Origin of the sequence: Streptomyces sp. NPDC090077 (assembly GCF_044747545.1) — a bacterium.
GTDB lineage: Bacteria > Actinomycetota > Actinomycetes > Streptomycetales > Streptomycetaceae > Streptomyces.
Genome location: NZ_JBIVEG010000023.1, coordinates 12,397 through 25,558 on the forward strand (window position 1 = coordinate 12,397; position 13,162 = coordinate 25,558).

Below are 13,162 nucleotides of genomic sequence, written 5' to 3' on the forward strand. Positions count from 1 at the left end.
CTGGCCAGCCGGAGGCTCATTCCAGGCTGCTCAACCGGTCGATGATGGCCTGCCGCTCGGCCGGCTCCCGCTCGATCACCTGCTGGAGGATGTCCATGTCGCGGCGGGCCTCGATCGCCTCGCGCACGATCGCGGCGGAAGCCGAGCAGTACGGAATGGAGCCGATGATCGCGGCCAAGCTGGTCAAGACTTCCGGGTACTCGTTGGCCGAGTTCATGGGCTGGCAACGCCGTAGCTAGCCCCGTCCCAGTCCGTCGCGGACAGCTTGGCGCTCGATCTCCTCGCGTGCCAGGGTCCGCTGGTGGACCACCGGGTCCCGGTGCGCCTCGACGGCCTGGCGAACGATGGCGGCCAGGGTGTCCGGGGGCAGGGCCTCGGCTTGGGTGGTGGCGGTGCCGGAGAAGGAGCGGCGGTCGGTGGCCTTGGGCGGGGCGGTGGGCTGGTTGTAGTCAGTAACCTGCTCGTCGGTGACCGCGACCCGCTCGAACTCCACCTCGGCGCTGGCGGCCTGGGCGAACGCGATCACGTCCTTGGCGAGCGCGTTGAACAGGTGCTCACCGCTCGGGTCGTAGTCACCGACCACGGCGAGGTGGGCTTGGCGTTGTTCGTGGGCGACACGGTCGCGGACGACGTCGGCGTAGGACTGGGAGCTGGAGCCGCGGACGATGAGGACGGGGATGCCTGCGGACTCGAGCCAGCCGGTCAGCTGCTGCCGGAGGGTGTCCTTCTCCGCGGCGACGTACAGGGCGTGCTCCTGGCCGGCGGTGCGGTCGAGGCGGAACCAGTCGGGCATCTGCCGCACGAAGGCGTCCGCGCTCGGCCAGGCCGGCGGGACGTGGACTTGGCGGACGGTGTCGGTCAGGTCGGGGAAGCGGCCCTCGCGGCGGGCCTGGGCCAGCCGGGCGGACAGGCGGCGGTACATCGGCGGCGTGTGCGGCAGCACGCCCTCGGCGGCCAAGCGGTACATGACCTGTCTCAAGGGCACCTTGAGCGGGGCGTACCCGTCCACGAGCTCCCGCGCGCGGTCCACGACGAGGGGCCACCGGATCCGTTCACGAGCCATACCGGTACATGTACCCCTGCGGCGCCGCCGGCCCCCGGGACACGGGACAGACCTCTTCGTCCGGCTATCGCGGACAAAGAGGTGTCGTTTTCCGAAGGGGGCTTGCCCACTGCATCTGACCTGTAGGAATGCAAGATCACAAGATTCGGGGGGTCCCACCGTCGGTCACACCTACGGTCCCCCGCCTAGAGCAACCGTGCAGACAACTCTCCAGCCGCCCTCCGGTGCAACCCCCGCGGAGGGTCAGCGGAGAGGCTCTCAGGCTTCCGGGCCGGCGCCTCGCCACTCCACGAAGTCGGGGTCGGTGAGATCCACGTCGTCGGCGTTTCTCCAGCCCGGCGACCGCGAGGAAGACCCGAATGTCGGCTGGCCGGTGCGCGACCCCGATGGCGACCCCGTCGTAGCGCACCCGGCGCCAGCCCTGCTTCTCCAGACTCCGCCCCTGTCTCATGAGACAGGGGCGCTGGGGTGATCCCGGTTCCGGGTTCCGCCGCCTTACCCCCCTGCGGCCTGCGACCACACAGTATTCCGAGCTCTGGCCCGGGGCCCCCAGGGGGCGCTTGCGACGGTCGCCGGGGAGGTGAGCCCCAAAGCCTTGTTGTCCTTGCCGTCCCGCATGTGGTTGAGCCACCGTTCGTACCAGCTCAGGAAGTCCTGGGCCGAGGAGACGTTCGGAGGCCAGAAGCCATCGGCATTGCCAGTGACCATGCGGCCGGTGAGGGGCCCGGTCACACCGATGAGGCACAGGTCGGAGCAGCCCATCTCGATGATTTCGAGGAACAGATCCCCTTGCATCGCGTCCGCGTGGCTCACGTGATGGAACCCCCGCGGGGTGCCGTCCGACGGCTGTCGATCCATGGTGAACAGCCTGCACTCCTCCAGCGGAAGCAAACCGTAGAACGGGCCGGCACCGCTGCCCCCCAGTTCGACAAGGAACTTCCGGTAGGCGGAAGGCAATTCGATATGGTGCTCGGACTCGAAAGCGTCCGCCTGCGCGGAACTGAGCCGTGGGCCAACGCGGAACTGGTGACGCCAGGCACCGGACGAGTGACTGCGCTGCGCCTGGTACGGGGCCTTCGCCAGCTTGGAGCGTATGCGGGATATCCGGGAGTCCATCGGAGGATCTCTTCTTTTGACTGCCGCCACTCTACCGGCCCTCCCAAATGAGGCATCTCCGAGTGTCTGGAGAACCCTGCTCGTCGGGCGGGTAGACGATCAGCTTCGCGACCATGCGCCCAGCCTGTCCCCGTCGCACCCCACCGTCACCCGGCCAGACGCGAACGCGTGAGGCCGCAGAGCGCGGCCGCCAGCGAAAATGCCAAACCGTTGGTCTCGGCCACAGAGTACGTTCGGACGTACGGGGTGCGGCCCTGGCCACCAGGGCCGCGACGGGGGCCGCACCCCGACAGAACCGACCGCGCCACGGCCTGAGTCAGGTCCTCTTGCGGGTGGACCCGGGACCAGCGGCAAACCAGCCCGGTCCCAGCACCGTCGCAGAGCTCATGAAACCAATCGACGAGCAGCACATCGCGAAGCCCAGCCTGGTGGTCCTGGACATCACCGGCCGGGACGAGTGCACTGTCCGCGCCGTCATGGCCGCGCGGGAAGAGCGCTGGGCCACCTCAGGCGTCAGCCCGGTGCGCCAGGAGCCCGGCGAGCCCGGCGTCCGGGCCCGAATCTACGCCGACGTCCTGCGCCCGGGACGGGAAGCCCCATAGCCACAGGCCCTGGGCAAGCCCTCTTCGAGGAGGGCTTGCCCAGGGTCGCCTACGGCTTGCCCAGGTGCTCAGGCTTGCCCGGCCGTCGGCGCCCACAGGGGGTGCGCACGGCCGGTGCCGTGGCAGTGGGAGCACAGTCCGCCGCCGGGCGTGCTGGGCGCGTCGATGGTGGTGACGGCGTCGCGCAGGAGGTGGGTGAGGCCGTCCACGTGGTCGGTGTGGAGGGCGAGCCGGTGGCGCTTGCCGAGCAGGATCTCCAGCGCGGTGCCCGGCGCGGCGGCGCCCAGTTCGTAGGTGATGCCGCGGGTGACCGTGGTGATCAGGTCGTGGATGTGGCCCATCGTCTCCCCGCCGGACAGCTCCACCCGCGCGGTGAAGGCGATGTCGCCGGGCCGGGTGAGGGAGAGCAGTGCGTCGGGGCACTCGAAGGGGGCGAGGCGCCCGACGGGTTCGCAGTGGGTCCGGCGGAGAGCGGCGAGGGCGCGCCACATGCCCCCCGTTACCGTTTTCGTGGCTCCGCAATGGGGCTACCGGCCTTCAGGTCCGGCATGACTTCCCCCCCCTGTTGCGGTTGATGATCCGGGGGGTGGCGTCACCGGGTCCGGAGGCATCGACGGACCGCTGATGAGGGGCTTGAGCACCGGCTTCACCCGAGTCGGAAGAGCTCTCCGTAACGTGGGTGTGGCAGCTCGGTGCCGAGGCAAGGCCGGACGAAAGCGTGATGGAGGGGCTCTGCACGTGATCGACACCAGCACCATCGACGTCTTCCTCGGCCTGGACGTCGGCAAGGGCGAACACCACGCCACCGCCGTCACCCCGGCCGGCAAGAAAGCCTTCGACAAGCGCCTGCCCAACACCGAACCCAAGCTCCGCGAGCTGTTCACGAAGCTCCAGGCCAAGCACGGAACGGTGCTGGTCGTGGTCGACCAGCCGGCCTCGATCGGCGCCCTGCCACTGGCGGTCGCGAGGGACATGGGCTGCCCAGTCGCCTACTTACCGGGGCTGACGATGCGGCGGATCGCCGATCTCTATCCCGGCGAGGCCAAAACGGATGCGAAGGACGCGTTCATCATCGCGGACGCTGCCCGCGCGATGCCTCACACGCTGCGGGCGATCGACGGCGAGGACGAGACCATCGCCGAGCTGGAGATGATCGTCGGCTTCGACGACGATCTGGCAGGCGAGGCCACCAGGGTCGCCAACCGGCTGCACGGCCTGCTGACCCAGATCCACCCATCGCTGGAGCGGGTGCTCGGGCCGCGGTTGCAACACCCGGCCGTCCTGACCCTGCTGGAGCGGTTTGGGTCGCCGGCCCAGATCCGCAAGGCCGGACGGCGCCGTCTGGTCACCCTGCTGCGGCCGAAGGCTCCGAGGATGGCCGAGCGGCTGGTCGAGGAGATCTTCGCGGCCTTGGACGAGCAGACCGTCACCGTTCCGGGGACCGAGGCGGCCGCGCTGATCGTCCCGAGCCTTGCCGGGTCGCTGACGGCCGTGCTTGACCAGCGGAAGCTGCTGGCCGGACGGATCGAGGAACTCCTGGACGCCCACCCTCTTTCGAAGGTCCTGACCTCGATGCCTGGAGTCGGAGTCAGGACCGGAGCCCGCATCCTGATCGAGGTCGGCGACGGCAGCACCTTCCCAACCGCCGGCCACCTCGCCGCCTACGCCGGACTCGCCCCCGCGACCCGCAGCTCGGGCTCATCGATCCGCGGCGAACAGCCGTCCCGGAGGGGCAACAAACAGTTGAAAAGAGCCTTCTTCCTCTCCGCGTTCGCCGCCCTGGGCGACCCGGCATCCAGGACCTACTACGACAAGAAGATCGCCCAGGGCAAGCACCACACCCAGGCCCTGCTCTGCTTCGCCAGACGCCGGGCCGACGTCCTCTTCGCGATGCTCCGCGACGGCACCTTCTACGAACCCCAGCCCGCCAAGGCCGCCTGACCTGCAGAAATTCGACTATGAGGAAGGACGGTCCCCGAGATGCGCCGCGACATCTGAGCCAATACGCCAGCCAGCAAGACGCCGCGGGCTCACACCATGAAAGTTGTCCCGGTCCGGATCAGCACCGGCCTCGACCAGCAGGGACAACACCGCAGCATCGCCTCGATACGTGAACACGGCCTGCCACAAAGGCGTATTGCCCTGCCCATCAGGCGCATCCGCCTCCACACCCGCCACCAGGAGAGCACCAACAGCCGCGGCATCCTGCTCATCCGCCGCGAAGTGCAGCTGCGTCCACCCCTCGCGGCTCTCACGACCCAAGCCCTGATTCTCATCCGTCATGCCAGCCATCATCACGATCGCTTGACGAAGGAGATAGGGGCCCCCGCAGCGCTCGGCGAGGGCCCGGGGCTGTTCTACCTATTTCGTCTCATGGCTCCGGTGTACGACCGACGAGAAGGCGTCGGCCGGCTCCAAAGAGCTGCGGCCCGAAGGGTGACGCCGCGACTTCGGGAGCCGTCCCGCCACGTGATCCGGACCCTGGGCAAGCCCTCCGCGCCAAGGGCTTGCCCATCAGAACCGGTGACCGGTCTGCGGGCCGGTGGTGAGCGATCCGTCTCCCACGATCGGTCAACCAGCACGTCAGCGCAGCGCTGTGACCGGTCCATGCAACTCCGCTCTGCGCGGTGACCGGTCATCGGTCAGGCGTCATCGGTCAGCCGCATCCTGGCCGTGAAGGTCGGCGGTGGCCGTGACCGATGGCGCGGGCCCCGGCCGGGGTGGGCAAGCCGGTGCGCGGGAGGCTTGCCCAGGTCGTCCTAGCCAGGGTGTGTATCGGGTTGTGGGCAACCTGCGAGTCTCCGATACCTTGAACGCGTTCAAGATATCGGAGTCAGGGGTGGGTCATGCAGGCCACTACACGAGCGGGCATTCATCCATGGCAGTTCGGCCTCGTGCTGTCTGCCGTGCTCACCCCTCTGCCGGTGCTGACCGTATGGTTCGCGGGGTCCGTCGGCCTCACCCTCGCCATCCCGACCACCGCGTTGGTCTCCGTACCCTTGTTTCTTCACGCCCGGCCGTCCGCTTTCGTCTACGTCACGGGCAGCATCGCGGCACTGCTGGTGCTGTGGTCGTTCGTTGGGGCCATGGCAGGAATGTTCCTCTTCTTCCCCTCGGCGCTGCAGCTCCTGCTGGCCACCGGGGCGGACCCGCGCGAACGTCGGACCGCGGCCAAAATCATGGCCGGTGCAGGACTCCTCCTGTCAGCGGTGGTCATGGCGCAGTCCTTGAGGAGTTGAACGCCCTATTGAGGCGTGCGGACTCAGCTGTCTATCCGGCCTTCCTTGCGACTGCCTCGACCCGGTGGTGGTGCGAGGCAGCGGCAGCAGCCGCCTTCTCGGCGGCCTCCAGCCTCACCTGGACCCCGTGGAGCTCCTCTCGTACGGCTGCCGCTTCACCCCGGGCCCGCTCCAAGACGGTGGCGGCCTCAGCGAGCTCCCCGAGGACCTGTTCGTGGGCGGCCCTGGCTTCGGCTTCGGCGTGGCGGGCGGCTTCGAGGCGGGCCTTGGCTGCTGCCGCGGCGGTGCCGGTGCCGACGAAGGGGGCCGGGACGACCCGGGCGGCGCGGTGTAGCCGGGCGTGTTGAGGCAGCAGGGCTGGGCCTCGGGAAATGGCGGCGAAGTGTCGGGGGCCACACCTGATTGTTGGCCTGATCGCACCACTGTGGCGGCGCGACCGCGGCAGCGAGCGTGGGCGATCGCTTCAGCGCGCTGTCCGGCGGTGTGGCCGTGGTCGTGATCTCGACGCAGCTGCCACGGCCGTCAAAGGCCGGTGTCGCAGTTGTCCCGGCGACTTGATCTCGACCAAGGTGCGCACGGCATTGCTCGGCAGACTCTATGACGAAGCACAGGAGGAAATATCCCTCTCAAATCGTGATAATTATCCATAGTCGGGCTATGTATGTAGCACACAGGATTGGCCATCCGAACTTACGTAAACCCTCATTTGAGCCACACTTCGACCGCACGCCAGCAACTCCTCTTGTAAAAAACAGATGAACGGCACCCTGAGATTTCCGCAACCTTCCCGTTGATTGTTAACTTCATCGGAAGTCGAACCCATCTCACAGATTCGCTTAGGTGGAGAACGTGAAGCTTCGAAGTGCCGTCTTAGGGGTGTTTGCAGCAGTCGCGCTGGTCGCGGGGGCTGGACCTGCAAGCGCGAGCGCGCCGTCACCTCAGCCCTGGGTACCGCGGCCGGCGGCTGAACAGCAAGTGACACCGGCTCCTTTGTACGATGTGGTCTGCTGGTATGTCTCCTCACGGCCTGGTGGGGGCACCTTCTATTGGTGCGCACCGGGCGGTGACATCACGGAGTGCAACAACAGGTTGTCCGGAGTCACACGCCATGACCGCTACGGCAACCGCTGGCAGTGTGGCTACCACCGTGGCAGCTGGAACTCCAATGCGACCAGCGCGGAGTGGGCCTGGAAGCAGATCGACGGATGCCTGTCGCCGAAGGGCTGCTGAGCATCCATCTACATGGGTAGTGTGGGCTCGGCGCTGCTCGGAAGCCTAGTCGAAGGAGCGGAATGAGCAACACTGGCGACAGTTATCTGAAGCACACCGCCCGATTTGAACAGGTGATGGGATCTGCCAGGACAATTGCCCGCCTTCATGGGCACCAGCATGTCAGCTCCGAACACCTTTTCCTGGCGATCCTCCTGGAACCGGCAGACGCTGCGGCGGTAATTTTGGACACCGTGGCCGACCGAGAGCAGGTCATATCAGCCATGCGTGAATTCCTGAAATCCCCAGAGTATATGGGCGGGATCAGAGACATCAGGGCTGCAAACGGCGATCACGGAGAGCCGTCGGCTGAGGAGCCGAACGAAGAACGGTGAACGGCTAGCCGTGACGCACCGTATCCACAAAGATGAAGGGCCCGACCGTATTGGTCGGGCCCCGGCGTTGAGCCGGTTGCGTATCCGGCCTCTCAGGAGCGTGTGGGCCTTGTCGAGGGGTAGGAAGGCGAGGTCGGCGAGGTCGGCGTCGTGTGGTCGGAGCGCGGCGGTCTGGGTGTCGTCGAGGGTGCCGGCGTCGAAGATGAAGGCGATTTGGTCGTCCCAGGGGCCGTGGGGCGGTACCCAGTCGACGACGAGGAGTCCGTGGAGGGTGGCTTCCAGGCCAAGTTCTTCGCGTAGTTCGCGGGTGAGGGCGGCTTCGGGGGGCCTCGTTGGCCTCGGCCATTCCGCCGGGCAGGTCCCAGCCGGGCTTGTACGTGGGCTTGACTAGGAGGATGTGGCCGGCCTGGTTGTGGATCAGCGCGTCGGACGCGACGCGTTTGCGGCACTGGGTGCGGTTGCCCTCGGCGAGGTAGGCGTTCCAGGCGTCGGGGTCATCGGGCGTGGGCCTCATGGACGTCGCCTCTCCTGGGCGTGGTGATGATGTCAGCCATCAGGAGCATTCTGGCCCGGCGCACGTCGTCGAACCGCAGCAGGTACTGGGCGACAGGTGTGTAGGCCCGGTGGGATTCCAGGTCACGGCGGAGATCGTCGAGCTGGTGGATGACGCGCGCGGAGCTGAGGGTGGGGCTGGTGGCCAGGAGGTCGTGGCCTATCTTCACAGCGGCGTCGAGGTCGCCTCGGCGGATGTGGACCTTGCCCAGCACGACATTCCGGTCAGGCACTTCGTCCTCCACGCTGACCAGGACACCCTCCGCACACGCATCGCGAACGACACCGTTCTCGGCCCCAACTCCCCGTTCCGGCTCCACTACCTTGAGCCCTACGCCGAAGCGGCCCGCACCTGGCTGCATGCTGAGGCCGAGGTCGTCGACACCACGCACCTCACCCCCGCCCAGGCCGCCCAGCTGATTGCCGAGGCCGTCAAAAACTGAGACGACCTTCCGACGTCACACCTCGCAGGTGACCACAAGACTGCCCAAGGGGCAGCCTTTTGTCATGCATGGATCAGGATCAGGTACTCAGCTTGTCGTTTTTGGTCCGGCGTCGAACTGAGCTCGAACTTGTTCGGGTTTTCCCTGTTCGCGGCGTGTCCGTGGGGCCGGGGCATGGTCCTGCGGGAAGGGTCGGCGCGGCATGGAGGCCGGATCGTGGAACTGGTCGAGCACGGGGTTCAACGAGACGCGTTCGCGGCGGTGACGACGTTCCGGTCCGAGTTGTACGCGTGCCTGGTCTCCCGGAGCGACGCCCTCTTCGACCTGTGTGACGCCCTGCTGTGCACCGACAGGCCGGTTCGCACCCTCGCGGACCTGGCGCTCGCGCCCGAGCACCGGCGCGGGCACGGCGCCCTCTATGCCGGGCTGAACCAGGGCCGGATCGACGTCGCCCGACTCCGCCGGGCCTTGGCCGAGGTGCCGTTGCCCCGCGCCGCGGACGGCCGACTGGTGCTGGCGGTAGACGTCTCGCCGTGGCTACGGCCCGACGCCGACACCTGCTCGGACCGGTCGTTCTGCCACACCTTCGGCCGGGGCTTGGGCAAGCACCAGATGATGCCCGGCTGGCCGTACTCGATCGTCGCAGCCCTGGAGACCGGCCGCACGTCCTGGACCGCGCTGCTGGACGCTATTCGGCTGGAACCCGGCGCCGACCTGGCCGCGGTCACCGCCGACCAGATCCGCGAGGTCGTCGAACGCCTCGTCGCGGCCGGCCAGTGGCGCCGAGGTGATCCCGAGGTCCTGGTCGTTCTCGACGCAGGCTACGACGCACCCCGGATCGCACACCTTCTCGCAGACATGCCGGTCGAGGTACTGGGGCGGCTCTGCTCGGACCGCGTGATGCGCAAGCCGGTCCCCGTTCCGTGGATCTGCCCGCCGCAGGGCGGGCGCCCGCCCAAACACGGCGGCGAGTTCGTGTTCGGGCGCCCCGAGACCTGGGGCGAGGCGGCGGTGGTGACCGTGACCGACACCGAGCGGTATGGGACCGCGACCGCACAGGCGTGGGATCGGCTGCACCCCCGGCTGACCCGCCGGGCGCCTTGGGCTGACCACGAAGGGCCCTTGCCGATCATCGAGGGCACCGTGATCCGGTTGACGGTGGCGAAGCTGCCCAGCGGCGGCGTGAACAAGCCGGTCTGGCTGTGGTGGTCGGGCACCGGCGCCCGTCCCGAGGATGTCGACCGCTATTGGCAGGCCTTCCTGCGGCGCTTCGACGTGGAGCACACGTTCCGCTTGCTCAAGCAGACGCTGGGCTGGACCCGTCCCAAGCTCCGGGACTCCGCCGCGGCCGATCACTGGACCTGGCTTGTCCTGGCCGCACACGCCCAACTCCGCCTCGCTCGACCGCTCACACGCGATCTCCGACGACCGTGGGAGCGACCGGCTGAACCGAACAGACTCACCCCCGCCCGAGTACGCCGGGGGTTCAGGAACCTGCATGCGAAGACCGGCACGCCAGCCCGTGCACCGAAACCCAACGGGCCCGGCCCCGGCCGGCCGCCCGGCTCGAAGAACAAGCGGCCCGCCACCCGCTACGACGTCGGACGAGTCCTCGCCACCGGCGAGTCCTACACCCGACCGGCGCACCACAAGATCGGCACCAAACCCCGGAGAACCGGGCAACCGACAGGCTGAGCTGCACCCGACCTCATCGCCACGACCCCGACGATGTTGGATAGCCGCATGGTGCGACGCAAGAAGGAGAAGAAGAAGCGGCCCGACTGGGGCGTCCCGAAGGGGATCGTGCTGTTGGCGACGCCAGAGGGCTGGCGCCACAGCGTCCTCACCATGGAAGGCGGCATGCTCTGCGGGCGTCTGAACGTGCCGATCAACACCGACCCACAAGAGGCGCGAGCCGCGGCGGCCCGGATGGTGACGGACCTGGCGCGCGACTTCCACGACACCGACGTCGAGGTGAGCTGGGATCCCCCTCAGGAGCCCTGGTCATGGACCGCTCAAGTCGCCCTCGCCGCCGGAACTGAACCTGCTCCGCCGGACACCGAAGGTTAAACGGCAAGTTCAGGCCTCGTCGGCGAGGATCAGTTCGGCCATCGCAAGCAAGCCATGGAAGACCCTGAGTCCCTCCCGATACTCCGCCGAGCGCGCCAGCAGCGCGACGGCGGCACGGAGCTTCGGACGGCAGTCCCGGAGCACGTCGGTGTGGCCTGGGCTGGCAACGCCACTGTTCTTGAGGTAGGTCATGACGCAGCCGGCCATGGTGAAATCCAGGTACGCCAGATCGTGCCTGTCGTCGAACGGCACGTCGGGGAACGGCCCAGGGTGGTGCGCGGCCCACAAGAGGGCCACCTCCCTGACAATCGCCCGATGCCGGTCTGGCCCGGGAGGCGGGATAAGAGTGGTCACAAAGCGATCCTCCCGTACATCCCAGCCCCACCCGCCGCCGGGCCTACCTCGACCTGGCCGACGCACTGATCGCTGGCCCAAGCACCCGTAGCTACCGCCACATACCAAGGACCAATGAAACTGCGCAGCACTCAACCAACCTGCGCCGACACCCTCAGAGCCAGAATGCACCACACATCAAACGACTAGACCATCCCAACCCTGCACAGATTCAATGAGCCACCCAGCCAAAAAATCGCTCACCGAAACTGCATAACACCAGGTCAGAAGCATCGACACCGCGCAGATTCAATGACCCCCGACACGTACTCGTCAGAATCAGTATCGTGCCCCCATGGACAACGATCAGACCGAGACCACCGGCAAAAACCTGACAGACGATGAACTGGAACAGCTCAAAGCTCTCCTGCGACGCTTCTGCACATACGACCTGGACCAATTCGAGCTCGTCAAGACACAGAGCCCCTACGCCGAGGCATACATCGTGATCTCCAACAAACCGATCCCAGGCACCCAACGCAAGGACTACAACACCATCTAAACGGAATCACCCGAGACAGCGTCAGTGGTACCGCCTAGGTGTATTGATCACGAGCGTTGTTGACACTGGCTAGGTCTTGAACATGGCGAAGACCTCCGGTGTGGTGGGAGCTGTCTAGGAACTCACCGCACGGAGATCTTCGTGTCCCACCGTAATGCCCGGCTGACCGTCTTTGGTAGGCGACTGCTGGTCGAACGGGTCGATTCCGGCCGTCCGGTCGCCCACGTCGCCGCCGAGATGGGCATATCGCGGGCCACCGCCCACAAATGGATACGTCGGTGGCGGACCGAGGGCATGCCCGGGCTTCACAATCGCTCCAGCCGCCCTGTCACGACACCCCGTCGGACCCCGCCCGAGGTCGAGGCGAGAGTCTGTGATCTGCGCCGGGCCCGCAAACTCGGCCCCGCCCGGATCGGCCCCGTCCTGGGACTGCCCGCATCGACCGTCCACCGGATCCTGACCCGACACGGTCTCAACCGGCTGGCCTGGTTCGACCGTCCCACCGGCACCGTGATCCGCCGCTACGAACGCGAACGACCCGGCGAACTCGTCCACGTTGACGTGAAGAAACTCGGACGGATCCCCGACGGCGGCGGCCACCGGGTCCTGGGCCGCGATGCCGGGCGCCCGGTCCGCGGCATGGGCTTCGACTATGTCCACTCCGCGGTCGACGACCATACCCGCCTCGCCTACAGCGAGATCCACGACGACGAGAAAGTCGCGACCTGCGCAGGCTTCCTGGCCCGCGCGGGCGCGTTCTTCCACAGCCAGGGCATCCCTCGCATCGAACGAGTCCTGACGGACAACGCGTGGGCCTACCGCAAGGGCCTCGCATGGAAGGCCGTCCTGGCCGACCCCGGCGCGGCCGGCAAGCTCACCCGTGCCTACCGGCCGCAGACCAACGGCAAGGTCGAACGCTTCAACCGCACCCTGCTCGACGAGTGGGCATACCTGCGGCCCTACACCTCAAACCACGAGCGGACAGCCGCCTTGGCAGACTTCCTGCACACTTACAACCACCACCGCTGCCACACCGCACTGGGCGGACACCCGCCCATCAGCCGCGTCAACAACGCTGTGGGTCAATACACCTAGGACTTGTCCGGCCGATCATGGTTGGGGGCAGTCGGGCATGATGCCCGAGTGAGCATCATGGTGAAGTTCTTCGTGGCGCCGGACGACACGTCAGCGGGTCTGGCCCTCCACTCCGGGCCAGGACGGGCATTCGAGTCGGTCTCGTTCGGCAGCTTCGATCCCGAGGAGGCGGTGATCGAGTGGGAGTGCCTTCTGGCCGGTGGCAGCTTCGAGGAACTCGTCGATGCCGGTGAGGCTCGCATCGTTGCCGGCCAGGACAATGACGGGTGCGTCGTCTTCGCGATCTCGCCTCGTCTGTCCACTGCTCTCGCGGACGCCGGGCCCTCCAGGTTGCGTGACGTTGCCGCCTCGTGGGCTCAGCTGCGTGCGGAGGACGGTGAGGTCATCGACACGGAGATCGCCGAGGCGATCGTGGGTGATCTGGCCGGCTTCGTCAGCAGCGCCCGGCGCCACGACCAGGGCGTCTACTGCTGGGTTGCCTAG

The 13,162-nt window shown here is 67.3% G+C and carries 18 protein-coding genes and 1 pseudogene; 11 read left to right on the plus strand and 8 right to left on the minus strand.

Annotated features, from left to right (window positions below):
• Positions 1–16: 16 nt before the first annotated feature.
• The 3 genes from ACIPW5_RS29455 to ACIPW5_RS29465 form a co-directional block, all read right to left on the minus strand.
• Positions 17–217 (minus strand): hypothetical protein, encoded by a 201-nt coding sequence (locus ACIPW5_RS29455; RefSeq protein WP_401251187.1) that lies wholly within the window; start codon positions 215–217, stop codon positions 17–19.
• An 18-nt stretch (positions 218–235) separates the two neighbouring features.
• On the minus strand, positions 236–1,063 hold the full coding sequence (locus ACIPW5_RS29460) for a hypothetical protein (protein WP_401251190.1): 828 nt from the start codon (positions 1,061–1,063) through the stop codon (positions 236–238).
• A gap of 495 nt (positions 1,064–1,558) precedes the next feature.
• On the minus strand, positions 1,559–2,179 hold the full coding sequence (locus ACIPW5_RS29465; protein ID WP_401251193.1) for an SMI1/KNR4 family protein: 621 nt from the start codon (positions 2,177–2,179) through the stop codon (positions 1,559–1,561).
• 386 nt (positions 2,180–2,565) lie between these two features.
• On the opposite strand from ACIPW5_RS29465, the gene ACIPW5_RS29470 reads away from it, so the two are divergent.
• Positions 2,566–2,781 (plus strand): DUF6207 family protein, encoded by a 216-nt coding sequence (locus tag ACIPW5_RS29470; RefSeq protein WP_401251195.1) that lies wholly within the window; start codon positions 2,566–2,568, stop codon positions 2,779–2,781.
• A 68-nt stretch (positions 2,782–2,849) separates the two neighbouring features.
• Here ACIPW5_RS29470 and ACIPW5_RS29475 read toward each other — a convergent pair whose 3' ends face one another.
• Entirely contained in the window at positions 2,850–3,272 is a 423-nt protein-coding gene (locus ACIPW5_RS29475) for a hypothetical protein (RefSeq protein ID WP_401251198.1), read from the minus strand.
• A 247-nt stretch (positions 3,273–3,519) separates the two neighbouring features.
• Between ACIPW5_RS29475 and ACIPW5_RS29480 the strand changes: the two genes are divergently transcribed.
• A complete protein-coding gene (locus tag ACIPW5_RS29480; RefSeq protein WP_401251201.1) occupies positions 3,520–4,722 on the plus strand; it encodes an IS110 family transposase in 1,203 nt (400 codons plus the stop codon).
• 15 nt (positions 4,723–4,737) lie between these two features.
• Here the strand turns inward: ACIPW5_RS29480 and ACIPW5_RS29485 are convergent, their stop codons facing one another.
• Positions 4,738–5,064 (minus strand): ankyrin repeat domain-containing protein, encoded by a 327-nt coding sequence (locus ACIPW5_RS29485; RefSeq protein WP_401251203.1) that lies wholly within the window; start codon positions 5,062–5,064, stop codon positions 4,738–4,740.
• Between the two features lie 563 nt (positions 5,065–5,627).
• Here ACIPW5_RS29485 and ACIPW5_RS29490 point away from each other — a divergent pair.
• The 3 genes from ACIPW5_RS29490 to ACIPW5_RS29500 all read left to right on the plus strand — a co-directional run bounded on the left by ACIPW5_RS29490 (position 5,628) and on the right by ACIPW5_RS29500 (position 7,624).
• Positions 5,628–6,020: a hypothetical protein gene (locus tag ACIPW5_RS29490; RefSeq protein ID WP_401251206.1), complete on the plus strand. Its 393-nt coding sequence runs from the start codon at positions 5,628–5,630 to the stop codon at positions 6,018–6,020.
• Positions 6,021–6,084: 64 nt separating this feature from the next.
• The gene (locus ACIPW5_RS29495; protein WP_401251209.1) at positions 6,085–6,354 is read left to right on the plus strand and encodes a hypothetical protein; all 270 of its coding nucleotides are present in this window, start codon (positions 6,085–6,087) and stop codon (positions 6,352–6,354) included.
• Positions 6,355–7,312: 958 nt separating this feature from the next.
• On the plus strand, positions 7,313–7,624 hold the full coding sequence (locus ACIPW5_RS29500; protein ID WP_401251212.1) for a Clp protease N-terminal domain-containing protein: 312 nt from the start codon (positions 7,313–7,315) through the stop codon (positions 7,622–7,624).
• On the opposite strand, the gene ACIPW5_RS29505 is transcribed toward ACIPW5_RS29500, so the two are convergent.
• Together ACIPW5_RS29505 and ACIPW5_RS29510 are read right to left on the minus strand one after the other, a co-directional pair.
• Positions 7,508–7,906, minus strand: a complete 399-nt coding sequence (locus tag ACIPW5_RS29505) for a hypothetical protein (RefSeq protein ID WP_401251479.1) — start codon at positions 7,904–7,906, stop codon at positions 7,508–7,510. The genes ACIPW5_RS29500 and ACIPW5_RS29505 overlap by 117 nt on opposite strands.
• A gap of 97 nt (positions 7,907–8,003) precedes the next feature.
• Positions 8,004–8,138, minus strand: a pseudogene (locus tag ACIPW5_RS29510) (NUDIX hydrolase); the annotation flags it as partial.
• Here ACIPW5_RS29510 and ACIPW5_RS29515 point away from each other — a divergent pair.
• The 3 genes from ACIPW5_RS29515 to ACIPW5_RS29525 all read left to right on the plus strand — a co-directional run bounded on the left by ACIPW5_RS29515 (position 8,137) and on the right by ACIPW5_RS29525 (position 10,689).
• Positions 8,137–8,619 (plus strand): hypothetical protein, encoded by a 483-nt coding sequence (locus ACIPW5_RS29515; protein ID WP_401251215.1) that lies wholly within the window; start codon positions 8,137–8,139, stop codon positions 8,617–8,619. The pseudogene ACIPW5_RS29510 and the gene ACIPW5_RS29515 overlap by 2 nt on opposite strands.
• Positions 8,620–8,835: 216 nt before the next feature.
• The gene (locus tag ACIPW5_RS29520) at positions 8,836–10,314 is read left to right on the plus strand and encodes an NF041680 family putative transposase (protein WP_401251217.1); all 1,479 of its coding nucleotides are present in this window, start codon (positions 8,836–8,838) and stop codon (positions 10,312–10,314) included.
• Positions 10,315–10,362: 48 nt separating this feature from the next.
• Positions 10,363–10,689 (plus strand): hypothetical protein, encoded by a 327-nt coding sequence (locus ACIPW5_RS29525; RefSeq protein ID WP_401251220.1) that lies wholly within the window; start codon positions 10,363–10,365, stop codon positions 10,687–10,689.
• A 9-nt stretch (positions 10,690–10,698) separates the two neighbouring features.
• On the opposite strand, the gene ACIPW5_RS29530 is transcribed toward ACIPW5_RS29525, so the two are convergent.
• Positions 10,699–10,941: a hypothetical protein gene (locus tag ACIPW5_RS29530; protein ID WP_401251222.1), complete on the minus strand. Its 243-nt coding sequence runs from the start codon at positions 10,939–10,941 to the stop codon at positions 10,699–10,701.
• Between the two features lie 436 nt (positions 10,942–11,377).
• Here ACIPW5_RS29530 and ACIPW5_RS29535 point away from each other — a divergent pair, with 436 nt between their 5' ends.
• The 3 genes from ACIPW5_RS29535 (at position 11,378) to ACIPW5_RS29545 (ending at position 13,162) form a co-directional block, all read left to right on the plus strand.
• Positions 11,378–11,584 carry a hypothetical protein gene (locus tag ACIPW5_RS29535; RefSeq protein ID WP_401251224.1) on the plus strand — a complete coding sequence of 69 codons (207 nt, stop codon included), beginning with the start codon at positions 11,378–11,380 and terminating at the stop codon, positions 11,582–11,584.
• A 141-nt stretch (positions 11,585–11,725) separates the two neighbouring features.
• Positions 11,726–12,679, plus strand: coding sequence for an IS481 family transposase (locus ACIPW5_RS29540; protein ID WP_401251227.1), 954 nt, complete (start codon positions 11,726–11,728; stop codon positions 12,677–12,679).
• A gap of 57 nt (positions 12,680–12,736) precedes the next feature.
• Complete coding sequence (locus tag ACIPW5_RS29545; RefSeq protein ID WP_401251482.1) at positions 12,737–13,162, plus strand: hypothetical protein; 426 nt, start codon at positions 12,737–12,739, stop codon at positions 13,160–13,162.

Bases quoted from the DNA above. Each gene is read 5' to 3' on its own strand.
- ACIPW5_RS29485 (WP_401251203.1), bottom strand. From the start codon at position 5,064: ATGACGGATGAGAATCAGGGCTTGGGTCGTGAGAGCCGCGAGGGGTGG.
- ACIPW5_RS29515 (WP_401251215.1), top strand. From the start codon at position 8,137: ATGGACGTCGCCTCTCCTGGGCGTGGTGATGATGTCAGCCATCAGGAG.
- ACIPW5_RS29535 (WP_401251224.1), top strand. From the start codon at position 11,378: ATGGACAACGATCAGACCGAGACCACCGGCAAAAACCTGACAGACGAT.
- ACIPW5_RS29470 (WP_401251195.1), top strand. From the start codon at position 2,566: ATGAAACCAATCGACGAGCAGCACATCGCGAAGCCCAGCCTGGTGGTC.
- ACIPW5_RS29455 (WP_401251187.1), bottom strand. From the start codon at position 217: ATGAACTCGGCCAACGAGTACCCGGAAGTCTTGACCAGCTTGGCCGCG.
- ACIPW5_RS29475 (WP_401251198.1), bottom strand. From the start codon at position 3,272: ATGTGGCGCGCCCTCGCCGCTCTCCGCCGGACCCACTGCGAACCCGTC.
- ACIPW5_RS29545 (WP_401251482.1), top strand. From the start codon at position 12,737: ATGGTGAAGTTCTTCGTGGCGCCGGACGACACGTCAGCGGGTCTGGCC.
- ACIPW5_RS29500 (WP_401251212.1), top strand. From the start codon at position 7,313: ATGAGCAACACTGGCGACAGTTATCTGAAGCACACCGCCCGATTTGAA.
- ACIPW5_RS29460 (WP_401251190.1), bottom strand. From the start codon at position 1,063: ATGGCTCGTGAACGGATCCGGTGGCCCCTCGTCGTGGACCGCGCGCGG.
- ACIPW5_RS29465 (WP_401251193.1), bottom strand. From the start codon at position 2,179: ATGGACTCCCGGATATCCCGCATACGCTCCAAGCTGGCGAAGGCCCCG.
- ACIPW5_RS29525 (WP_401251220.1), top strand. From the start codon at position 10,363: ATGGTGCGACGCAAGAAGGAGAAGAAGAAGCGGCCCGACTGGGGCGTC.
- ACIPW5_RS29490 (WP_401251206.1), top strand. From the start codon at position 5,628: ATGCAGGCCACTACACGAGCGGGCATTCATCCATGGCAGTTCGGCCTC.